At 72.1% G+C, this 21,666-nt stretch carries 22 protein-coding genes; 8 read left to right on the plus strand and 14 right to left on the minus strand.

The features are described 5' to 3' along the window. Positions 1–60: 60 nt before the first annotated feature. Complete coding sequence (locus tag ACIO6U_RS18620) at positions 61–1,539, plus strand: glycoside hydrolase family 6 protein (protein ID WP_401720338.1); 1,479 nt, start codon at positions 61–63, stop codon at positions 1,537–1,539. Between the two features lie 170 nt (positions 1,540–1,709). Here the strand turns inward: ACIO6U_RS18620 and ACIO6U_RS18625 are convergent, their stop codons facing one another. After that, positions 1,710–1,883, minus strand: a complete 174-nt coding sequence (locus ACIO6U_RS18625) for a cellulose binding domain-containing protein (protein WP_391047900.1) — start codon at positions 1,881–1,883, stop codon at positions 1,710–1,712. 148 nt (positions 1,884–2,031) lie between these two features. Beyond that, complete coding sequence (locus ACIO6U_RS18630) at positions 2,032–2,304, minus strand: hypothetical protein (protein ID WP_401720343.1); 273 nt, start codon at positions 2,302–2,304, stop codon at positions 2,032–2,034. 13 nt (positions 2,305–2,317) lie between these two features. On the opposite strand from ACIO6U_RS18630, the gene ACIO6U_RS18635 reads away from it, so the two are divergent. Beyond that, positions 2,318–2,686, plus strand: coding sequence for a hypothetical protein (locus tag ACIO6U_RS18635; protein ID WP_401720346.1), 369 nt, complete (start codon positions 2,318–2,320; stop codon positions 2,684–2,686). Between the two features lie 124 nt (positions 2,687–2,810). On the opposite strand, the gene ACIO6U_RS18640 is transcribed toward ACIO6U_RS18635, so the two are convergent. The 6 genes from ACIO6U_RS18640 to ACIO6U_RS18665 form a co-directional block, all read right to left on the minus strand. Next, positions 2,811–3,350 (minus strand): EF-hand domain-containing protein, encoded by a 540-nt coding sequence (locus ACIO6U_RS18640; RefSeq protein WP_401720349.1) that lies wholly within the window; start codon positions 3,348–3,350, stop codon positions 2,811–2,813. 777 nt (positions 3,351–4,127) lie between these two features. Beyond that, entirely contained in the window at positions 4,128–5,645 is a 1,518-nt protein-coding gene (adh, locus tag ACIO6U_RS18645; protein WP_188283206.1) for an aldehyde dehydrogenase, read from the minus strand. Between the two features lie 189 nt (positions 5,646–5,834). Further along, positions 5,835–7,067, minus strand: coding sequence for a GAF domain-containing protein (locus tag ACIO6U_RS18650; protein WP_355335078.1), 1,233 nt, complete (start codon positions 7,065–7,067; stop codon positions 5,835–5,837). A 323-nt stretch (positions 7,068–7,390) separates the two neighbouring features. Further along, on the minus strand, positions 7,391–7,837 hold the full coding sequence (locus ACIO6U_RS18655) for a hypothetical protein (RefSeq protein WP_391047891.1): 447 nt from the start codon (positions 7,835–7,837) through the stop codon (positions 7,391–7,393). A gap of 213 nt (positions 7,838–8,050) precedes the next feature. Then, positions 8,051–9,949 (minus strand): coagulation factor 5/8 type domain-containing protein, encoded by a 1,899-nt coding sequence (locus tag ACIO6U_RS18660; protein WP_401720353.1) that lies wholly within the window; start codon positions 9,947–9,949, stop codon positions 8,051–8,053. Positions 9,950–10,144: 195 nt separating this feature from the next. Next, positions 10,145–10,564, minus strand: a complete 420-nt coding sequence (locus ACIO6U_RS18665) for a TOBE domain-containing protein (protein ID WP_355335071.1) — start codon at positions 10,562–10,564, stop codon at positions 10,145–10,147. Between the two features lie 243 nt (positions 10,565–10,807). Between ACIO6U_RS18665 and ACIO6U_RS18670 the strand changes: the two genes are divergently transcribed. After that, on the plus strand, positions 10,808–11,203 hold the full coding sequence (locus ACIO6U_RS18670) for a molybdopterin-binding protein (RefSeq protein WP_188283203.1): 396 nt from the start codon (positions 10,808–10,810) through the stop codon (positions 11,201–11,203). A 60-nt stretch (positions 11,204–11,263) separates the two neighbouring features. Here the strand turns inward: ACIO6U_RS18670 and ACIO6U_RS18675 are convergent, their stop codons facing one another. The 4 genes from ACIO6U_RS18675 to ACIO6U_RS18690 form a co-directional block, all read right to left on the minus strand. Further along, a complete protein-coding gene (locus ACIO6U_RS18675; protein ID WP_401720357.1) occupies positions 11,264–12,571 on the minus strand; it encodes a hypothetical protein in 1,308 nt (435 codons plus the stop codon). Between the two features lie 138 nt (positions 12,572–12,709). Beyond that, positions 12,710–13,057: a hypothetical protein gene (locus ACIO6U_RS18680; protein ID WP_391047884.1), complete on the minus strand. Its 348-nt coding sequence runs from the start codon at positions 13,055–13,057 to the stop codon at positions 12,710–12,712. Beyond that, positions 13,050–13,583 (minus strand): SigE family RNA polymerase sigma factor, encoded by a 534-nt coding sequence (locus ACIO6U_RS18685; protein WP_355335065.1) that lies wholly within the window; start codon positions 13,581–13,583, stop codon positions 13,050–13,052. The genes ACIO6U_RS18680 and ACIO6U_RS18685 overlap by 8 nt, the downstream gene beginning before the upstream one ends. Before the next feature lie 87 nt (positions 13,584–13,670). After that, entirely contained in the window at positions 13,671–14,132 is a 462-nt protein-coding gene (locus tag ACIO6U_RS18690; protein ID WP_401720360.1) for an SRPBCC family protein, read from the minus strand. A 218-nt stretch (positions 14,133–14,350) separates the two neighbouring features. Here ACIO6U_RS18690 and crcB (ACIO6U_RS18695) point away from each other — a divergent pair, with 218 nt between their 5' ends. Then, complete coding sequence (gene crcB, locus ACIO6U_RS18695) at positions 14,351–14,872, plus strand: fluoride efflux transporter CrcB (RefSeq protein ID WP_401720363.1); 522 nt, start codon at positions 14,351–14,353, stop codon at positions 14,870–14,872. Further along, on the plus strand, positions 14,869–15,243 hold the full coding sequence (crcB, locus tag ACIO6U_RS18700) for a fluoride efflux transporter CrcB (protein ID WP_355335058.1): 375 nt from the start codon (positions 14,869–14,871) through the stop codon (positions 15,241–15,243). The genes crcB (ACIO6U_RS18695) and crcB (ACIO6U_RS18700) overlap by 4 nt, the downstream gene beginning before the upstream one ends. 13 nt (positions 15,244–15,256) lie before the next feature. Here the strand turns inward: crcB (ACIO6U_RS18700) and ACIO6U_RS18705 are convergent, their stop codons facing one another. Continuing rightward, a complete protein-coding gene (locus ACIO6U_RS18705) occupies positions 15,257–16,054 on the minus strand; it encodes a hypothetical protein (RefSeq protein ID WP_401720365.1) in 798 nt (265 codons plus the stop codon). Positions 16,055–16,129: 75 nt separating this feature from the next. Next, a complete protein-coding gene (locus ACIO6U_RS18710; protein ID WP_401720368.1) occupies positions 16,130–17,005 on the minus strand; it encodes a LysR family transcriptional regulator in 876 nt (291 codons plus the stop codon). Between the two features lie 214 nt (positions 17,006–17,219). On the opposite strand from ACIO6U_RS18710, the gene ACIO6U_RS18715 reads away from it, so the two are divergent. From ACIO6U_RS18715 to ACIO6U_RS18725, 3 genes are read left to right on the plus strand one after another with little or no spacing between them, the layout of a single operon-like run. Then, on the plus strand, positions 17,220–18,710 hold the full coding sequence (locus ACIO6U_RS18715; RefSeq protein WP_401720371.1) for an FAD-linked oxidase C-terminal domain-containing protein: 1,491 nt from the start codon (positions 17,220–17,222) through the stop codon (positions 18,708–18,710). 1 nt (position 18,711) lies between these two features. Beyond that, positions 18,712–19,911 carry an FAD-binding oxidoreductase gene (locus ACIO6U_RS18720; protein WP_401720374.1) on the plus strand — a complete coding sequence of 400 codons (1,200 nt, stop codon included), beginning with the start codon at positions 18,712–18,714 and terminating at the stop codon, positions 19,909–19,911. Continuing rightward, positions 19,912–21,582 carry a (Fe-S)-binding protein gene (locus ACIO6U_RS18725; protein ID WP_401720376.1) on the plus strand — a complete coding sequence of 557 codons (1,671 nt, stop codon included), beginning with the start codon at positions 19,912–19,914 and terminating at the stop codon, positions 21,580–21,582. Positions 21,583–21,666 lie beyond the last annotated feature (84 nt).

Below are 21,666 nucleotides of genomic sequence, written 5' to 3' on the forward strand. Positions count from 1 at the left end.
TCGCATCTGGCCCTCGCTCCCTGAGGGCCCTCTCCCCCCACGAGAGCACGGAGGAAAACTGTGACACCCCCCATCGGTACCCCACGCCCAGCCGAGGCGGTCAAGGCTCCCGCGCGCGGGTCGCGGCTGCGCAAGGCCATGGCACTCGGCGTCGCCGCAGGTCTCGCCGCCACCGGCATCGTCCTGAGCACCGAGATCACCGCGGGCGCCGCGGCGCAGGGCAGCCTCCCGACCGGGACCCAGCTCTACGCGGAGCCCAACTCCCAGGTCGTCCGCTGGGTTGCCGCCAATCCCGGTGACTCCCGCCAGCCGGTCATCGCCCGGCGGATCGCAAGCCAGCCGCAGGCGATCTGGTTCTCCAACTACCGCCCCTCCACCGTCACCGGCGACGTCCGGGCTGTCACCACGGCCGCGGCCACCGCCGGACAGGTGCCGGTGCTGGCCGTGTACGAGATCCCCAACCGTGACTGCGGCGGCGCGTCCGCAGGCGGCGCACCGGACCTGGCCTCGTACGACGCCTGGGTGCGCAACTTCGCCGCCGGGCTGGGCAGTGGCCGGTCGATCATCATCCTGGAGCCTGACTCCATCGCCCTGACCACCTGCCTGACCGCACAGCAGCAGGCCGACCGGTTCGCCTCGCTCTCCCGGGCGGGAGCCGCCATCCACGCCGCCGCACCCAACGCAAAGGTCTACCTGGACGGCGGCCACTCAGCTTGGAACAGTGCCTCGGAGCAGGCCAATCGGCTGCGCAGCGCCGGCATCCTGACGAATGCCGACGGCCTCTTCACCAACGTCTCCAACTTCAATACCACGGCCAATGAGGTCAACTTCGCCAAGAACGTGCTGGCCGCGCTCGGCAACCCGGCCAATCTGCACGCCGTGGTGGACACCAGCCGCAACGGTAACGGTCCAGCCGGCGGCGGGGCATGGTGCGACCCGTCTGGCCGGGCGATCGGCGCCTATCCCACGACCAACACCGGCGACGCGGCGATCGACGCGTTCCTCTGGGTGAAGCCGCCAGGGGAGGCGGATGGCTGCGCCGGCGCCGCAGGTACCTTCCTGCCGGACGTGGCATACGCGCTGGCATCCGCCGGAACCTCGGACCCCGTTCCGCCGACGACCCCGCCGACTACCGCCCCGCCGACCACCGTTCCGCCGACTACCGCCCCGCCGACGACCCCGCCGACCACGGCCCCGCCCACGACTCCGCCGCCGACAGGTGCGGCCTGCTCCGTCAGCTACAAGATCGTCAGCGCCTGGACGGGTGGCTTCACCACGGACGTGACCCTGCGCAACGCCGGCGGCAGCGCAGTCAACGGCTGGTCGCTCAAGTGGACTTTCCCTGCCGACCAGAAGATCACCAGCGCATGGAACGCCACGACCACCCAGTCCGGCGCCACCGTGACCGCCACCGACCTGGGCTACAACGGCGCCGTCCCCGCGGGCGGCTCCACCAGCTTTGGTTTCCAGGGAACAGGCTCCGGCACCGCCTCGCCCACCGCGTTTACGCTCAACGGCTCTGCCTGCACCGTCTCCTGACGCACCATCCGCTCTACGGCGGTGGCCGGCCCGGAATCTTCCCGGGCGCGGCCGCCGCGGTACGCCCGGCACGGGCGATTGATTGGACGAGCCCCCACGCGGGGGAAAGCGGCAATGATCGCGCCTTTGAGTCTGACTGGGGCCGGCCCTGCCGACACCGGCTGACAAGGTCAGGCGGCCGCGCACACCGTTCCGTTGACAGGGAAGCCGTGCGGCACGACGTGGTTTGTGCGATAGGTGGCGGTGAATCCGATGTCAACGGCGCCGCCGGGTGCCAGGGTGGCGTTGTATCCGCGTCCCGTGCCGTGACGGTCTGGCCACTTTGGGGCAGTACGCCGTTCCACGCGTTGCCGATCCGCTGGTCACCGCCGAAGACCCAGGTCGCGCCCCAGTCACTGGTGACGGTGTAGGCGGCGGATCAAGGTCGGGGCCCGGTACGCGGGATGGTTCCCAGAAGGTGTCTGGGGTTGGTCCACCCACGACCCAACCCTGTCAGTCCGTCACGAACATACCTTCGGGGAAGAACGTGCCCCCGACGGGAACGTCGACCTCGAAGAGCTCGTTCGTGGACAGGACGAACCGCAGACGTTCGTTCTCGCCGCAGTGTCGGGATGAGGGGCCCAGCAGCAGGAAGTGCTCGTGGGGCCTGAACTCGAACTCGCCCTTGGCCGGGATGACGACCTTGTCCAGCCTGCCGGCCTCCATCTCTTGGTCCCGGGCGATGGCCTTGTGCATCGTGACGGACATGAAGGTATCGGCGAACACCAGGTGGATCTCAATGTCCGGGCCACCATGCCTGACGACCAAGTTCGTCTGGGTCACGCCTGTCACCTCGCACGACAACCGCGCGTATGCGGTGAAGACCGCCTACACCACGTTCAGCTCGCAACTGATGCACCAGAGCGACGACGGCCGCCTGGCCAAGGACCAGTTCGTCACCGAGCTGCACGCCCGGCTCGACGACTCCAGCCGTGCGGACGTGATCGAGATTCTGTCCGAGGCCCTGTTCAACATCGCGGACACAGCGCGAATCAACGAAGTGAGCAAGGCGGAGTTCGTGGACCTCGCCAAGGCCGTCGGCGATGCCGCCCCGTCCATCGTATGGGAGGCATTCAACAGCGACGGCGTCATCCTCGGCGTGGAGTAGGCGCCGGGCAACCCGCCCGGAGTGGGCCCGAATGCGCTCCGCCTCATCGCGAGCCGGCAGGCCCGGGCCGCCCGACCGCACGGGCGGGCGGGCGCCCCGAAGATCACCCTCACGCGGTCGCGCCCTATGCCGCCGTGCGCTCGGGAACGGCGGCAAGGAGCCAGCTCCCCGGGACGCCGTCCGGTGCAGTGAAGAAGCCGTGCGCCGCCGCTTGGAGGTCGCCGAGGGTGAGGAAACCGTCATGGTCACGGTCGAGATGCTCGAACTCGTAGCCGACGGTGTCGACGGAGGCGTCGGCGTGGCGGGCCTTCAGGTACTCCTCGAACGCGGCCCTGCTGACCTTGCCGGACCTGTCGGTGTCCATGACGGCGAACACCGTGGAGACGAATTCGCGGATGTAGTCGGGAAGGGTCTCGGGAGTCGTCCCGACCATCGCCTTGTCCACGTAGTTGAGCAGTTCGATCTTGCTCACCTGACCGTCTTTGTTCGCGTCGCTGTGCCGGACGAAGCCCTGGACCAGCCTCTGGGTTCCCAGGGCCAGTGGCGTCGGCCGGGAACCCGAAATCCCTTCGACGTACGCCAGATCGCGCGGGTTGATGCCACCGCTTCCGTCCTTGTCGAGCCGCTCGAACAGTTCAAGAACCCTCTGCGTGTACGCGCCCATGATCGGCATCCTTGAGTGTGAAGGGTGCTGCTGCCAGCCTTGCTGACGAACGTAGTCCGGCGATCATCGGCGCTTTCGCAGCACTCAGCTGGTGTCCACCGATCGGGTGACACCCCGCGGGGCCGGATCCGGAGCGGGCAGCCCGACCGCGCGGTCGAGGCGATCGAGACTGCCCGGCGGCCCGTCTGAAGCGGCGTGCCGCCAACGCCACTCGGCTTGTGCCGATTCCTCCGCCGTTCGTCGTCATGCTGCGCTCGCATGTGGATCGGTTCGGCGTGGCACCGGACGGTCGGGTCTTCCGGAACGCGGCTGGCGGTTACGTCGACGCCGGGGCTTATGGCATCACGTGGGCCAGGGCGCGCGCCGGTGCGCTCACAGCCGAGGAGCAGGTCTTGATGCTGGCGGAGCGGCCGTACGACCTTCGGTACGCGGGCATCTCCTGCTGGCTGGCCTTCGGCGTTGATCCTGCCGAGGGCGCCCGAAGGGCCGGGCAGCCGGGTCATGTTCAGCTGCTGCGCCACGTTCCTTGCTGGAGCGCAGGACTACGCCGACGGTCGCATCGAGGAATCGGTGCGGCTCTGGGGGCAGATGGCGGAGACCGTCGACGGCGGGCCTTGGGCGGCCCGGTCCGGAAATAGACCGGGACAGCTGGTCAGAGGGGGGAGACCAGGGGGAGATGTCGGGAGAACACCGGGCGCCGTACCCCGACGGCGCTGAGGTCCCCGAGGCGGCGCCCGACCTGGCGAAAGGCCAGGTCAGGCGACATATTTGAGGAGTCTAGAAGAAGCCGAGCTTCTTCGGGGAGTACGAGACGAGGAGGTTCTTGGTCTGCTGGTAGTGCTCGAGCATCATCTTGTGGTTCTCGCGGCCGATGCCGGAATTCTTGTAGCCGCCGAAGGCCGCGTGGGCCGGGTAGGCGTGGTAGCAGTTGGTCCAGACGCGGCCCGCCTTGATCTCGCGGCCGAGCCGGTAGGCGGTGTTGCCGTCGCGGGTCCAGACGCCCGCGCCGAGGCCGTACAGGGTGTCGTTGGCGAGTTTGAGGGCCTCGTCGGTGGAGTCGAAGGTGGTGACCGAGACGACCGGGCCGAAGATCTCCTCCTGGAAGATCCGCATGTTGTTGGTGCCGCGGAAGATCGTCGGTTCGATGTAGAAGCCGCCCTCCAGGCCGGGGACGGTACGGCTGGTGCCGCCGGTCAGGACCTCGGCGCCCTCCTGCTTGCCGATGTCGAAGTACGACAGGATCTTCTCGTACTGGTCGTTGCTGGCCTGGGCGCCGAGCATGGTCGCCGGGTCCAGCGGGTCGCCGCCGACGATGGCGCGGGTCCGCTCCAGACACCGGGCCATGAACTCGTCGTAGATCGAGGAGTGGATCAGCGCGCGGGACGGGCAGGTGCAGACCTCGCCCTGGTTGAGAGCGAACATCACGAAGCCCTCGATCGCCTTGTCCAGGTAGTCGTCGTCCGCGGCCATCACGTCCGGCAGGAAGATGTTCGGGCTCTTGCCGCCCAGTTCCAGCGTCACCGGGATGATGTTCTCGCTGGCGTACTGCATGATCAGCCGCCCTGTGGTGGTCTCACCGGTGAAGGCCACCTTCGCCACCCGCGGGCTCGACGCGAGCGGCTTGCCCGCCTCCACGCCGAATCCGTTGACGACGTTGAGCACACCGGCGGGCAGCAGGTCGGCGATCAGCTCGATGACGACCAGCAGGCTGACCGGAGTCTGCTCGGCGGGCTTGATGACCACGCAGTTGCCCGCGGCCAGCGCCGGCGCGAGCTTCCATGTGGCCATCAGGATCGGGAAGTTCCACGGGATGATCTGGCCGACCACGCCCAACGGCTCGTGGTAGTGGTACGCGACGGTGTCGGCGTCGATCTCCGAGATGCTGCCCTCCTGGGCGCGCAGCGCGCCCGCGAAGTAGCGGAAGTGGTCCACCGCCAGCGGCAGGTCGGCGGCCAGCGTCTCGCGGACCGGCTTGCCGTTCTCCCACGTCTCGGCCACCGCCAGCCGTTCGAGGTTCTCCTCGATCCGGTCGGCGATCTTGTTGAGGATGTTCGCCCGCTCCGTGGCCGAGGTGCGGCCCCACGGACCGGCGGCCGCGTGCGCGGCGTCCAGGGCCAGCTCGATGTCCGGCGCGGTGGACCGCGCGACCTGGCAGAAGGTCTCACCGGTCACCGGGGACGGGTTGTCGAAATACTGTCCCTCGGCCGGTGCGACCCAGTCGCCCCCGATGAAGTTGTCGTACCGCTGGGCGAAGCTGACGATGCTGCCCTCGGTGCCTGGCTGCGCGTAGACCATGGCGGCGCTCCTCGGTGTACCGGTGTGCGGGTTACGGTGTCAGCACTCACTGTGGTGGCCCGAGGTTGGCAAAAGGTTGGCGGCGCGGGGCCTGTGCGGACGCCGGGGCGCGCAAGGTTGGCGCCGCGGGGCCTGTGCGGACGCCGGGGCGCGCGGGCGCCGCTTCCCGCACGGCCGGAGACCGTCGCGTCAGCTCCGCAGCGCCGCGTTCAGCCGGCTCGCCGCGATCCCGCGCCGCGCGTCGCCGGGACCGAGCAGCCGCAGCGCGTGCTCGTGCACGGCGGCGTCGTACGGCGCCCGCTCCCCGTACCGCAGTGCGTGCTCGGGGCGGGTGTCGGCGAGTACCGCCTCGCGGACCACCACTTCCAGATGCTCGCGCCAGGCCACGATGCCCGGCGCCTCCGACATCGGCAGCAGCGGCCCGCGGTAGTGGCCGACGGCCGCCGCGATGTCACCGCACTCCAGCGCCCGCAGCACCTCGGCCGCGTCGCAGCTCACCGGCACCGTCAGCGCGTACCGCCTGGTCGCCACCCCGCCGTTCAGCGCGCGCCGCAGATGCGACAGTTCGGCCTTGAACGTGGACGCGGTCACGCAGCGGTCGCCGTACAGCGACGCGCGCAACCGGTCGGGCGCGAAGCCCTCGGGCTCCAGGGCGAGCAGCGTCAGGATCTCCAGTTGGCGCGGCGGCAGATGCAGCGGCTCACCGTCGCTGCTGGCCTGCGCCGTACCGAGGCAGCGCAGTTCGAGACCGGCGGGGCGCTGCGGCTCCGGAGCGCCGTCCAGCAGCCGGGCCTCGATGGCGGAGGCCAGGGTGCGTACGGTCGGCAGGGCCAGCGGGTGCGAGCGGTCCCAGGTGGTGGAGAGGTCGAGGACGCCCAGCACCCGGCCGTCGGGGGCGTGGATGGGCGCGCAGTAACAGACCCAGCCGTGCAGGGCGGCGACCAGGTGCTCGGCGGAGAATACCGTGCTCGGGCGGCCGGTGCGCAGCGCCAGGGACAGCGCGTTGGTGCCCATCGCGCGCTCGTCCCACCGCCCGCCCGGCGCGAAATTGACCCGCTCCGCCCTGCGCCGCATCAGCCTGCCGCCGCACGTCCACAGGATCGTGCCGGACTCGTCGGTCACCGCCGCGACGAAACCCGCGTCCTCGGCGATGCTGTGCAGTTCCCCCGACAGGTCGGCGACCGGCGCGCGCAGCGGCGAACCCTTCCACCGCGGATGGACCGCGCCGTCCTCGGAGACCGGCGCGCTGTCCCGCGCGGGATCCACCGTGCCGACGCTGCGCACCCAGGAGTCGGTGACCTCACGGCGCAGCGGCGCCGGGCCCGCCGGATAGCCCCCCGCCGACCTCAACTGCGGTACGCGGCGGGCCCATTCGTTTTCCAGTACGGTCCTGCGGTGCTGGAGCGCACCCTGCTCTGCCATGGCCTTCCCGACTTCTGTGTCGTCTTCGTCGTCGACATGGATGTCCGGGCACTGCCGGGTGCCACCTCGTAGGGGAGGCGGCGTGATCCGCATCATAATCGGACACCTCGCCCGCAGGAAGGCTGTTCGCGGCAGTCCGCACCGCGTTCACGTCCGGTCGGCAGCAGAACGGCTCGGGCCGCTCGTACCGCTCGGGCCGCTCGTACCGCTCGGGCCGCTCGTACCGCTCGCGCGGCCCGTACGGCTCCCAGGACGCGACGGAGGGCGGCGCCCCCCGTGTCACGGGGGGCGCCGCCCTCACGGCATCCGAGGACCGCGGTCGGTCAGTGGCCGAACAGGTGCCGCGCGTGACGGTGCCGGGGTGCGGCCGCCGTCTCGGAACCGTCGGCGCTGTCGGCCGCCGTGGAACCGCCGTACGCGTAGTCGGTCCCGGTGTCCCCGGCCGGTGCGGCCGTGGTGTCCGCCGTCTCCAACCGGGCCGCCAGCGCGTCACGTTCCCTGGCGTTGTCCTTCGCGGCCCTGCGGGCCTCGGTGAGCTTGCGGGACTTGCGCCGGTGGCTCACTCCGCCGCCCATCGCCATCGCGGCGCCGAGGCAGAAGATCAGGGCGAGCGCCAGACCGGCGCAGAAGATCTGAAGGGTGTTCATGGTCGCGATGGAGTGCCCGAGCACCGACACGTTGTACTCGGGACCTCCCGACGTGTTGTCGGCGATGGCGAGGCCGGTGAAAGCACCGGCACCGGCCAGGAGCAGCAATCCCAGGATCAGCATTGCGGTCACCTCCGATGGTGAGCTGCGTACCCCTCGGCTACCCGCCGGACGGCATCACATACGTCCCGCCCGTATCGGCCGCCGATCGCCCGCCGCACGCGCCGCACCCGCCGCACCCGCCGCACGCGCCGCACGCGCGGCCCCGGTGACGCGGCGCGTCACCGGGGCCCGTCACCACGCGTCACCGCCCGCCACCCGGGCGTGCGCGAGACGTCAGCGCGTCGGCGGGTAGCTCACCACGTCCACCGGGACCGTCGCCGAGCCCTGCGCCGCCGCGCCGTAGTCGTTGATGACGTGGTCGATCACGCCGTCTCCGTTGAGCGAGACGGTCAGCAGGTCGTGGAACCGTACGCCCGGCCGTTCGGGCACCTCGAAGCTGTGGGCGTTGTGGATCGTCGGGTCCACGTTGAAGAAGCAGTAGCTGCCAAGACCCCAACCCTCGTGGTGCCGGACCGAATCCGCCACCTTGTACGCGGCCCAGCCCGCGACGCCGTGATGCCCGTAGGCGGCCTGATTCGGCGGGTCGTACGGCAACTCGTTCTGGAACATGACCGTCCGGCCGTGGTCGCCGTTCCAGATGACGTTGTACTTCTGGTAGTGCTCCACGAACAGGCCGGTGGCCAGGACGTGGTCACCGTTGACGACCACGCCGGTCTCCGCGGTGTTCACCGTCCAGCCGACGCCCGTACCGTGGTCCGCGCGCCAGGCCCAGATGTGGTCGAGCAGCACATTGTCACTGTTGACGACCAGGCTCGTGGTGGCCTTGCCCGCGCCCGCGCCGCCGATCCGGAAGAACACGTCCTGGAGCGAGGTCGGATCGCGCGGGTCCGTACGGCCGCCGCGCCTGCTGCCGACCTCCAGCAGGGCGGGGGAGTTGGTCTTCCCTGCGTCGAAGAGCAGCCCCGCGACGCGGACGCCCTTGACGTCCGCGACCGTCATCGGCACCGCTCCGCCGACCGGCGTGAGGGTGGGGAAGCCCAGGCCGAGCACCACCGTGCCCGACCACTTGACCTTGATGGACTCCGCCAGCCGGTAGACGCCCGGCGTCAGGAGCAGGTGCTTGCCCTGCGCCAGCGCGCGGTTGATGGCGCGCACCGAGTCCGTGGGCTTGGCGATGAAGAACCGGTCGATGGGCACCGAGGTGCCCGCGGTCGTACCGCCGGACCAGGACGCGCCGACCGCGTCGTGCCGCAGCGACGGCAGGAACACCCGGTAACGGCCCGCCGAGTCGACGTACAGGAAGGGCTTCTCGCGGCTGAGCGGGCTGGTGGCCAGCGTCGTGTACGGCGGGTCGGGGAAGGACTGCTCGGGGGCGCCGACGACACCCGCGAAGACCTGGTTCCACACGCCGTTGGACCAGGAGCCGACCGAGCTGTCCCGCGTCAGCCACTGCTGCTGCGAGGCGTTGATCACCTGCCCGTCCACCACCGAGTCGGCGATGAAGCCGCCGCTGGAGTAACCGCCCTGCCGGGGGAAGAGGAAGAGCTGGCCGCGGATGTGCACCCGGCGCAGCGGCGCGGCCTGCGACACCGCCCACCAGTTGATGCCGTCGGTCGGGTTGACCGCCAGATTCTCCGCCGAGCGCCAGAAGTTGGTGAGGGCGCTGTCGCCGCCGCCCGGCTGCGCCTGCCCCTCGACGCGCACCGCGCCGTTGATGGTCACGTCGTCGGGCGACAGCCCGAGGCCCGCGACCGAGGTGTAGTAGCCGAGTTGCGCGTCGACGTCGTACGTGCCCGGCTTGAAGAGGAAGGCGTAGCGCTGCGTGCCGAATTCGTTGGCGACCTGTACGGCGGTGGCCGCGTCCAGCGCGGCCTGGATGTCGGCGGCGGGCATGCTCGGGTCGAAGACGGTGATGTTCGGGCCGAAGTCGGGTTCCGTGGACGGCGAGTGGCCGCCGGGGGAGTGGGAGCCGGGGGAGTGCGCGCCGGCCGACCGCGCCGCGGCGGGGGTCGCGGCACCCGCCAACGGCACCACACCGGCGAAAGCGGCCGTGGCGATCAGCGAACGGCGGCTCAGACCGCCGCGCTCCCCGGATATGTGCTGCGACTGCGATGGCGCCTGCGGCTGCTGCGAGTTGGGAAGTGCACTGTCTGCGGCCCTGAACGAAGACATGAGCTACGACCACCTTCTGACGGCGAGGGGGGAATTGAGAGCGCTCTCTTGGAGACGTACCCTCGCGGGCCGCGCGACTGGGTGTCAAGCACGAAGAGAGCGCTCTCTCGCAGCGAATCGGCTGGTGACTCCACCGGGTTCACCGGCACACCACTGGCCTCAGGAGTGCCGCCGCGGCCACCGGCGGACGGGTCGTCAGACGGTCGCGAGCGAGATCTCCGTCGACTTGATCAGGGCGGTGACGGCGGTGCCCTGGGCGAGTCGGAGGTCGACGGCCGCGTCCTTGGTGATCGCGGAGGTCAACTCGCCGCCCTCGACGGAGATCTTCACCGCCGCCATCGCGCCGCCCGTGGCGATGTCCGTGACGGTGCCCGGCAGTTGATTGCGGATGCTGAGCCCCGAGACCGGGCCCGTGGCAAGGGAGACCTCGGTGGACTTCACCAGGGCGCGGACCGCCGTGCCCTCGGCGAGGCCGAGTTCGTCCGCCGCCTCCAGGGTGATCGCGGCGGTGATGTCCTGGCCGCCGTCCAGCCGTACCTTGACGGTCGCCATCACCTCGCCGGGGGTCACGGACGCGACGGTGCCGGGAAGTTGGTTGCGGATGCTCAGGCTCATGGGGATACGCCTCGATCGCCTTATGGAATGTCGGATTTGCCGGGTGCGGCTCTGGCACTCTAACCGGGCGCCGTACGCGCGCCGGGGCGCGAACCGGCACGGCGCGTCCGCCGTGTCGCCGCCGCCTGCCGCCCGCCCCCGTGCCGCCCGCCTCTGGCGTCCGCCGGAGTCCATCGAGGGGCCGCCGTGTCGCCGCCCGTGGTGTGCGGGGCCGGGTGGCGGGCTGCGCTTATTGTCTTCCCCATGCAGTCCTACACGATCGGCCAGGCCGCGCGGCTCCTGGGCGTCAGCCCCGACACGGTCCGCCGCTGGGCGGACGGCGGCCGGGTCGCCACCCACCGCGACGACAACGGCCGCAGGCTCATCGACGGCCGCGACCTGGCCGCGTTCTCCGTCGAGATCGCGCAGTCCGACAGCGCGGACGAGGACGCCTCGTACACCTCGGTCCGCAACGCCTTCCCCGGCATCGTCACCGCCGTGAAGCTCGGCGACGTCGCTGCCCAGGTGGAGATCCAGGCCGGGCCGCACCGGCTGGTGTCCCTGCTGACCCGCGAGGCCGTCGAGGAACTGGGCCTGGAGGTCGGGATGCAGGCCACCGCCCGCGTGAAGTCCACGAACGTGCACATCGACCGGGTCTGATCCGCCGCGCCTTCGTCCGCGCCACCGTCGCGCCTCAGCGTGTCGTCGCGCCCGCTGGTGTCAGCCCGCCCACCGTCCCGAGGTGAAGGCGACCGTGAGGACGGTGGCCAGCGGCGCGGCGACGCACACGTACGCCGTGGTCAGCCAGGGGCGTCGTACGCTCCAGGCGGCCAGCCCCGTCCACAGCGGCCACCACAGCAGTGAGGCGCGCGGCACGGACATGTACCAGTACGAGGTGCCCAGCGCCCACAGGCTGAGCCCGAGGTAGACGGCCTCCGGCCAGCGGCGCCGCTTGAGCAGCAGGCAGAGCAGCGCCAGACCGACCGCCATGGCGACGAGTTCGAACTGGAACAGCAGCGCGTACGGCGTGGCCTGCGTGTGGTCGAAGGCGCCGTCCCAGGTGTGCCGCCACGCCTGCCACGGCGAGTGGAACGTCCGGTACCAGCCGCGTTCCTCCGCGTGCTTCCAGGCCATCCAGTCGCCGGTGCGCGCGTGCAGATGCCAGGCGTAGACGAGCGCGGGCAGCGCGGAGAGCGCCGGCCAGTGCAGCAGCCGCAGCCGTTTGGTCAGCGGCCCCGAGGTCAGGAGCTGGACGACGAGCGCGGCGCCGAGGAACAGACCGCTGATCCGGACGGTGGTCGCGGCGGCGGCCAGCGCGGCGGCGAGCGGCCAGTTCCCGCGCTTGGCGGCCAGCCAGCAGGGCAGCGCGAAGGCGAGGAACAGCGCCTCGGTGTACCCGGCGGCGAGGAAGACCGCGCAGGGGGAGAGCAGCAGGAAGAGCACGGCGCGCGATCCGGTGCCGTTCCCGTCGTCCGGGAGCCGGTCCGCGCCGCGCCCGGCTACGGACGTACGCGCGGACCGGCCGTCCAGCGCGGCGATCCGGGCCAGCGACAGCACGGCGACGGCCCCCGCCACGAACGAGATCAGCAGCCCCGCGGCGGTCCAGTCGCGTATCAGCAGGTGCACGGCGCGCAGCAGCAGCGGGAAGCCGGGGAAGAACGCCTCGCGGTTGTCGGGCGTGGCCGCGCCGCTGCCGAGAACGGCTCCCGGCACCGGCGCCGGGAAGTAGCCGTCGCGCGCGATGTGCAGGTAGTAGCCCCAGTCCCACTGCTCCCAGCGGGACATCATCGAGGGCGCCCGCTGTGCCTTGCCGTCGCCGGTGAACAGCCGCCCCGTGCAGTACGCGGTCGTCCAGACGCCGACCCGCGTGAGCGCGTACAGCCAGAGCACGGCGCGGTCGGTGGGGCCGAGGCGGGGGAGCGGCAGACGCCCCGGGAGCCGCTGGCGGAGCGGGACGGTACGGTCCGGCGGCTCGGACGGTACGGGGCGGGGCGCGGTCGCGGGCGGGGAGAAGGCGCTCTTGGGCATGGTCGTGCTCCTGAGGGGGCTGCCACGGACCGCTCGGGCGACGGCGTGGGCGGACGACGTACGGGTGATGGTTCCGGGCATGCCGGACTGCCCGGCCGGCCGGTGCGGCCGGGGCGGGGTGCGACGGGGGGGGAGTGTTTAGCGGGCTGTCGTCATGTGGACCGTGCCGGTCGGCGGGTAGGTCCGGACCGGGTAGTCGGAGGTCGCGGTCGACGACGGGAGGCCGTTCGGGCCGGTGGTGGCGGGCCCCGGGCTCGTGGCGGGCGGGACGGCGCCGCCGTCACCGGGCAGCAGCGTGACCAGCGACGCGGTCGTACCGCCGATCAGGACGCAGGCCACCGCGGCGACCGTCGCGAGCCGCTGCCTCCGCTTGCGGTCGCCGCGGGCGCGGACGACGGTCGGGGGCGCGGGCGTCGCCGCGCGGCGACCGTCCGCCGCGGCGTTCTTGAACGCGGACCTCAAGCGCTCCTCGTGGGTATCAGGCACCAGGGGGCTCCTCTGCGTGCGGTTCCGGCAGATGCTGGGCGAGCGTGGCCCGGCCCCTGACCAGGTGCGTCTTGACGGTGCTGCTGGACACACCGGTCTCCGCGGCGATCTGGTCGACGGACAGGTCGCACACGTAGTGCAGGGTGACGCTCCGCCGCTGTCCTGGCGGCAGTTCGCGCAGCGCGGAGACCAGGGCGACCGTGCCGGGGCCCGGTTCCTCGACGGACGGCGGGCCGCCGTACCGCTGCCACGCCTCCTCCGAGCGCCGACGGCCGCGCCAGCGGCTGACCGCGAGCCGCCAGGCGACCGTACGGATCCAGCCCTCCGGGTTGCCGTCCCTCGCGAGCTGCCGCCGTCGGCTCCAGCCCCTGACGAACGCTTCCTGCACCACGTCCTGCGCCTCCGGCAGATCGCCGAGCATCACATAGAGCTGACCGGTGAGCCGTCTGACCGCGTGGGCGTAGAACTCTTCGAACTCCTCAGCGGTCAACAACAGCTCCCAGTTCTCTTCGGCCTCATCACGCATACGCCTGGGGCCGGACGTCCGGTCGACATCCACGGGAGAGAATCTGCTGTGACGGCCGCCACATGAGGTGGCGGCGCGCCGTGGCCGCTACTCCGCGGCGGGCGACTCGGCGCGTTCCTTGAGGCCGCGGGCCTCCATCTCCAGGTACCTGCGGGTCAGGCCGCCCGCCACCAGGCCGACCAGGCCGGACAGTGCGCCGCGCTGGGTGAGCACCAGGGTGAGGCGGGTGCCGTCGCCCTCCGGCTCGACCAGGTGGTCGCCGCTCGTGGTCACTCCGGGAACCGCGGACCGCCATGAGAACCGGGAACCCTCGTCCAGCGCCGTGACCGTCCACACCGCCTTGCGCAACTTGGGCTGCTCGACCGCGAACCGGCGCCCGACGGCGACGACGTGGTCCGCGCTCCCGCTCCGGCTCGCGCCGTCCGCGTCGAGCGGGCGGACGGAGATCATGGACGCTGTGAGAGCGGGCCAGTCCTCGACGGCGACGAGCACCTCCCAGACGCGTTCGACGGGAGCGTTGACGGTGATCGAGGTCTGGTAGGTCGGCACAGGGAATCCCCCTCGCGGTCGCGTGGCTCCGGCAGGAGACAGACTCCCACGCGCCCCTCGTACCGCGCCGGGTAGCATGGCGGTCTGCGGCGCTCCCCGGAGCACCGCGCGGCGGTGGGGCCCGCCGTACCCGAACCACGGCGACACGGCCGTCAACGGTCCCTACTTGCGACGCGCGCACGCCAAGCTTGGGCGTGCCCGGTGAGTAGGAGACGAAAGTGGCAGAAGTCCGGCCCGTGACGCCCGACGAACCCGTGGACCCCGACATCGATCTGCACGACCCGGCACAGCGCGAAGCGTCGCGCGAGGGCCAGGCCCCGGTCGTCGCCGTGGTCGCGGTCGGCGGCGCGATCGGCGCGTGCGCCCGCTACGGGGCCGCGCTGCTCTGGCCGACGGCCTCCGGCACCTTCCCGTGGACGACGCTGACCGTCAACGTCGTCGGCTGCGCGGTCATCGGTGTCCTCATGGTGCTGATCACCGACGTCTGGAACACGCACCGTCTGGTGCGGCCCTTCTTCGGCACCGGCGTGCTCGGCGGCTTCACCACCTTCTCCACCTACGCCACCGACATCCGGGCCCTGATCGACGGCGGGCAGGCCCGTACCGCGCTCGCGTATCTGGCGCTCACGCTGCTCGCCGCCCTCGCCGCGGTGTGGCTGGCGGCGGCCGCGACCCGGCACGTGGTGCTCGGGCGGCTCGCGGACCGGGCCGAGCGGGCCGACGAGGCGGAGGCGCGATGAACTGGCTGCTGGTCATCGTCGGGGCCATGGTCGGCGCTCCGATGCGCTACCTCACCGACCGCTCGGTCCAGAGCCGGCACGACAGCCTCTTCCCCTGGGGCACCTTCACCGTCAACGTCGTCGGCTGTCTCGTCCTCGGCGTCGTGACCGGCGCGGTCACCGAGGGCGCCGCCTCGTCCCAGGTCCAGGTGCTGCTGGGCACCGGCCTGTGCGGCGCCCTCACCACCTACTCGACCTTCTCCTACGAGACGCTGCGGCTGGCCGAGAGCGGCGCCCGCTTCTTCGCCGCGGCCAACGCGGTGGCGAGCGTGGCGGCCGGGCTCGGCGCGGCCTTCGCCGGTACGGCGCTGGCGCAGGCGTTCTGGGGCTGAGCCGCGGGGTTCGTCAGCGCGCCGACAGCACGCTCATCAAGTGACGTACGGCGCGGGGCAGTTGGGCGCCGAACCGCTTCGTGTCGACATGGGGCGGGGGTTCGGGTGAGCCGTCCGCGTCCGTCGGGCGCTCGCCCGCGCCGATCCACTCCTCGGTGGCGCCGGCCTCGATCGAGAACACGGCGCCGCCGTGCAGGACGTCCACGGTCTGGCTCGTGGAGTCACCGGTGAGAAAGGCGCGGTCGCCGAGGCCGGTGACCGGCCTGCTCGTCCGCGGGTCGTGGACCATGACCACGCCGCTGTCGGCGGCCGGCTCGGCCGGGTCGGCGTCCCGCGCCTTCAGCCCGTCCTCGAACTCCGTCCGGGGGTCGGTCTTCTTGTGCAGGTCGACGCTGACCGAGATGGTGTACGAGGTGATCCAGCCGTCGTTCTCCGACGTGTTGCCGACCAGGCGGCACGCGATGTGGTCGAGCGTCCTGCCCACGTTCGTCGGTCCGGGGATCTCGTGCATCGAGGACAGGCCGATCATGCCCACGAGGGGCTGGAGCGCCGCCACGGTGCACGGATCCGCGAGGCGGTATCCGTGCAGGTCGGGCGGGGCCGTACGGCCGTAGTCGGCACCCCGCAGCGCACCGGCCCAGGCCGCCGACGCGACGACGGCCCCGGCGAGCGCCCAGACCCAGGGCCCGCGCCGCCGGCGCACACCGGACAGCCGTCCGCCGCGCGGCTCCCGCGGCCGGTCGTCGTCGCCGATGACATCGACGGGCCGGTCGTCGCCCGACCCGTCCGTCAGCTCGGGCTCGGTGATCACGCCGCCCCCCTCGTCGCGTTGGGGCCACCCTATGGCGGGGGCACGGCGCGCGGACGGGGGACGGGCGTGATCCGGTCAGCGGTCCAGGTACGACAGGAGTTCCCGCGCGGCCGGTCCTGGCCGGTCGTCGTCGGGCAGGGCGACGGAGACCGGCCAGCCCGGGTCCTCGGCGCCGGTGATCGGCACGGCGCACAGCGACGCGGCCGACTCCTTGCGGGCGATGGGGCGCGGGACGACCGCGATGCCGAGCCCGTAGCGGACCAGGTCGATCACCGTGTGCACGTCGTACACCTCGAGGGCGACCTGGCGGGAGGCGCCGCAGGCGGCGAAGGCCCGGTCGGTGAGCTGCCGGGCGCCCCAGTCGGCGTGGAAGTCCACGAAGGTCTCGCCGTCGAGGTCCGCCCACTTCACCTGCGGCTCGCCCGCCAGCCGGTGGCCGGGGTCGCAGAGCAGCACCATCGGCTCGGTGGTCAGCGGCAGCAGGCGTACGCCCTCGGGCGGCGCTCCCGGCAGGGTCACGAAGGCGACGTCGAGATGGCCGTCGGCCACGTCGTCCGCGAGCACGGTCGAGCCCGCCTGGCGCAGCCGGACCTCGACATTGGGGTGCCGGGCGCGGAAGCGGGCCAGCAGGTCGCCGATGTCGATGGTCACGCACTGCTCGATGCCGACCGAGAGGGTGCCGCGCAGCAGCCCCTGCACCGCGGCCACGGCCTCCCGCGCGGCGCGGGCGCCGGCCAGCGTACGGGTCGCCTCCACGAGCAACGCCCGCCCGGCGCCGGTGAGTTCGACGCTGCGTGTGGTACGGACGAACAGCGGCGAGCCCAGCTCGCGCTCCAGCGCGCGCACCGAGGCGGACAGCCCGGACTGGGAGACCAGCATGCGCTGGGCGGCCCGGGTGAAGTGCCGCTCCTCGGCGACCGCCACGAAGTATTCGAGCTGGCGCAGTTCCATGATTCAGCACTCTAGCTGCTGAATCGAGCCCCATTGTTCCAAGCCCGGACGGAAGGCGGCGGTCGCGGCCTGTGGCCGCCTGGGGCGGGAGGGGCGGTCCGGCCGGGGGTGACGAATGCCACCCGCCACCCTTGACGTGCTCGGAAGGCGACGGCATTCTTCCATCATTCGGTATTCAGTTACCGAGGAGTGGAATCAAGCGGAGGAGTGCGCGATGACCGCCGTCCCGGCCGACGCGGACCGGCCCACGCCCAAGGCGCCAGGGCTCGCGGCCCGGCTGCGCGCCCGCATCGGCGCGGAGAAGGTCCTCACCGACCCCGCCCAACTGCGCACCTACGAATGCGACGGCCTGACCAACTTCCGGGTACGGCCCGCCGTCGTCGTCCTCGCCGAGCACCGCGACGACGTCGTGGCGGCGGTGCGGCTGTGCGCCGAGGCCGGAGTCCCGTTCGTCGCCCGCGGCTCCGGTACCGGGCTGTCCGGCGGCGCCGTCCCCGTCGCCGACGGCGTCCTCATCGTGCTGTCCAGGCTCCGCCGGATCGTCTCCGTCGACCCCGACAACGCCCGCGTCGTCGTCGAGCCCGGCGTGATCAACCTGTCGGTCACCCGCGAGGCCGCCCCCTACGGCCAGGCGTACGCGCCCGACCCGTCATCGCAGCAGGTCTGTTCCATCGGCGGGAACGTCGCGGAGAACGCGGGCGGCGCGCACTGCCTCAAGTACGGCTTCACCGTCAACCACGTCATGGGCGCGGAAGTCGTCCTGCCCGACGGCGAGGTGGTGCACCTGGGGGGCACCGCGCCCGAACACCCGGGCCTCGACCTGCTCGGCGCGTTCGTCGGCAGCGAGGGCACGCTCGGCGTCGCCACCGAGGTCACCGTCCGCACCATCCAGGCGCCCGAATCCGTACAGACCATGCTCGTCGGCTTCCACACCGTGGAGGACGCGGCGGGAGCCGTCAGCGACATCATCGCGGCGGGCATCCTGCCCGCGGCCATCGAGATGATGGACGCCCTCGCCATCGAGGCGGCCGAGGCCGCGGTCAACTGCGGTTACCCGCAGGGCGCGGTCGCCGTCCTCGTCATCGAACTCGACGGCCCCCACGTCGAGGTGGACGAACAATTCGTCCAGGTCGAGCAACTGGCCGCCGCGCGACACGCGTTCGAGACCCGCATCGCCCGCGACGCCGCCGAGCGCGCCCTGATGTGGAAGGGCCGCAAGTCCGCCTTCGCGGCCGTCGGCCGGATCAGTCCCGCCTACTACGTCCAGGACGGCGTCATCCCGCGCACCCGGCTGCCCGAGATCCTCACCGAGGTCGGCCGCCTCGCCGAGCGCGCCGGGATCCGCGTCGCCAACGTCTTCCACGCGGGCGACGGCAATCTGCACCCCCTCATCCTCTTCGACGACACCGTCCCCGGCGCCGCGCACGCCGCGGAGGAGCTGGGCTTCGCCATCCTCGACCTGTGCGTCGACGCGGGCGGCTCCATCACCGGGGAACACGGCGTCGGCCTGGAGAAGAAGTCGCGGATGGCCCGGCAGTTCACGGACGAGGACCTGGACACCATGCAACTCGTCCGCTGCGCCTTCGACCCCGACAACATCGCCAACCCCGGCAAGCAGTTCCCGACCCCGCGGCTGTGCGGGGAGCGCCCCGGCGTCCGCACCGCCGCCGACACGCACGACCCGGCGCTGGGCGAGGTGTTCTGACATGACCGCACCGCACCGCGCGCGTCCGGACACCGCGCAGGCGGGGGCCGTACGGTCCGAGACCGTCGAACCCGTGGCCGCCGCCGAGGTCGCCGAACCCCCGACCGCAGCGGAGACCGTCGAACCCGCGACCGCCGCCGAGGTCGCCGAGATCCTGCGGAGCACCACCGGCACCGTCGTCCCGGTCGGCGGCGGTACGAAGACCGGCTGGGCCGCCCCTGCCACCTCCTGCGACCTGCTGCTGCGCACCGCGGGACTGGGCCGGGTCGTGGAGTACGCGCCCGGCGACCTCGTGGTCGTCGCCGAGGCCGGGGTGCCACTGGCCGACCTGCAACGACAGCTCGCGGAACACGGCCAGACGCTCGCCCTCGACCCGCCGGAAGCGGGCGCCACGCTCGGCGGGATCGTCAGCGCCAACGCCTCGGGGCCCCGCCGACTGCGCTACGGCACCGCCCGCGACCTGCTCATCGGCATCACCGTCGCCCTGGCCGACGGCACGCTCGCGCGATCGGGCGGCAAGGTCGTCAAGAACGTGGCCGGATACGACCTCGGCAAGCTCTACACCGGAGCGCACGGCGGCCTCGGCGTCCTGGTCTCCACGACCTGGCGCCTCCACCCGCTGCCACCGGTCACCGGCGCGGTCACCGTGCCCGTACAGGACAGCGCCGAAGCGGGCAGGTACGCCGCGCTGCTCGCCCGCTCCACGCTCACCCCCACCGCCGTCGAACTCAACTGGTCTTCGCGGGCGGGGGAGTTGACCGTGCTCTTCGAGAGCAGCGCCGCTTCCGTACGCGCCCAGTCGCGTGCCGCGATCGCGTTGCTGGGGGCGGGGGCGCACGCGGACGAGGTCCCCGGCTGGTTCGGAGCGCGGCCGACCGGCGGCCTCGTCCTGCGGCTTGCCCACGAACCCTTCGCGCTGCCCCGCGTGCTCGACGCCCTCCCGGACGGCGCTTCGGGCACCGCGTCGGCCTGCACGGGAGTGGCGTACGTGGCGGTGCCCACCGACACCGACCTCGCGGCGCTGCGGGCGTCGATCGCCCCGTACGACGGCTCCGCGGTGGTGATCGCCGCCGACGACGCGCGCGACGCGCTCGACCACTGGGGGCCGGTCGCCGACTCGTTCGACCTGATGACGCGGGTCAAGGACCGCTTCGACCCGGAGCGGCGTCTGTCGCCCGGCCGACTGCTCGGAGGACTCTAGATGGCCGCGGACACCCCCAACGGGCCCCTTCCGCACGGGAATTCGGCGGACACGTCCAAGGACGCCTCCAAGGACGCCTTCAAGGGCTCCTCCAACGGGTCGCTCCCGGACGGGGGTTCAGCGGGCTCCTCCAACGGGTCGCTCCCGCCACGGGGCTCGGGGGAGCCCCCGGTCCCGGTGCCGCCCGTACTCGGTGTGTCCGTCGCGCCCAGCGCGGGCGCCGCCACCGTCGGCCTCGGCATGCCGGGCAGCGCGCCGCCGCCGGGCAGCGCCTTCGACGCCCACCACCCGCCGGACGCGGCGCTCGTCGGGGACTGCGTGCACTGCGGCTTCTGCCTGCCCACCTGCCCGACGTATGTGCTGTGGGGCGAGGAGATGGACAGCCCGCGCGGACGCATCGACATCATGAAGGCCGGACTCGAAGGCGACGCTTTCGACGCCGGCAGCGTGCGTCACCTCGACCAGTGCCTCGGCTGCATGGCGTGCGTGACGGCCTGCCCGTCCGGCGTGCAGTACGACAAGCTCATCGAGAGTACCCGCGCCCAGCTCGAACGGCGGGTCCAACGGCCGCGCGCCGAACGGCTGTTGCGCGCCCTGATCTACGGCCTGTTCCCCTACCCCCGCCGCCTGCGCGCCCTGCGCGGACCGCTGCGCGTCTACCAGGCGAGCGGTCTCGGGCGGCTGCTCGCCCGCGGCGGAGTGCTGCGACGGCTGCCGCGCCCCCTCCAGGCCATGGAGTCGCTGGCCCCCAGGCTCGGCCACGTCGACAAGCTGCCGGAACACACCCCCGCCGCCGGCGCCCGCCGCCGTACCGTCGGCCTGCTCACCGGCTGCGTCCAGGGGACCTTCTTCCCCGACGTGAACGCCGCGACCGTACGCGTCCTGGCCGCCGAGGGCTGCGACGTGGTCGTACCGCGACGTCAGAGCTGCTGCGGCGCGCTGTCCGCGCACGCGGGCCGGGCCCCCGAGGCGGAGCGCTTCGCCAAGTCCGTCATCGAGACGTTCGAGGCGGCCGGGGTGGAGACCGTCGTGGTGAACGCCGCGGGCTGCGGGTCCAACCTCAAGGAGTACGGCCACCAGTTGCGCGACGAGCCCGACTGGGCGCGGCGCGCGGAGGCGCTGGCCGCCAAGGTCATGGACATCACCGAACTCCTCGACGAATTGGGCCCGGTGGCCCCCAGGCACCCGCTCCCCATGACCGTCGCCTACCAGGACGCCTGCCACCTGGCGCACGCGCAGGCCGTACGCGACCAGCCGCGCCGACTGCTGCGGGCCGTTCCCGGCCTGGAGACAAGGGAGTTGGCGGAGGCCGAGATCTGCTGCGGCAGCGCGGGCACGTACAACCTGCTGCACGCGGAACCCGCACGCGAACTCGGCGAACGCAAGGCCAAGGCGGTCCTGGCGACCGGCGCGGACATCATGGTCACCGCGAACCCCGGCTGCTGGATGCAGGTCGCCACCACGTTGGCCCGCATGGGCGAGCGGCTGCCCGTCGCCCACACCGTGCAGGTGCTCGACGCCTCGATCCGGGGTGTCCCCGTCGACCGGCTCCTGGCCCGGGCACTCGAAGGACCCGGCACCGTCATCTCCTACGCCGCCCCCGGGACCCGCGCCACGCGGCGGAGCTCCGGTGAGGCGGAACCGCCTGAGCGCGCCCCGGTCGGCCGATGACGCGTTGACATGCGGTGACGCCCGGAGTTCACTGGCCAGTACGGCGTAGGGCGGTACGCGGCGCGCCTTCGGCACGCCACAGCC

This window comes from Streptomyces sp. NPDC087422, from assembly GCF_044744145.1.
Lineage (GTDB): Bacteria > Actinomycetota > Actinomycetes > Streptomycetales > Streptomycetaceae > Actinacidiphila.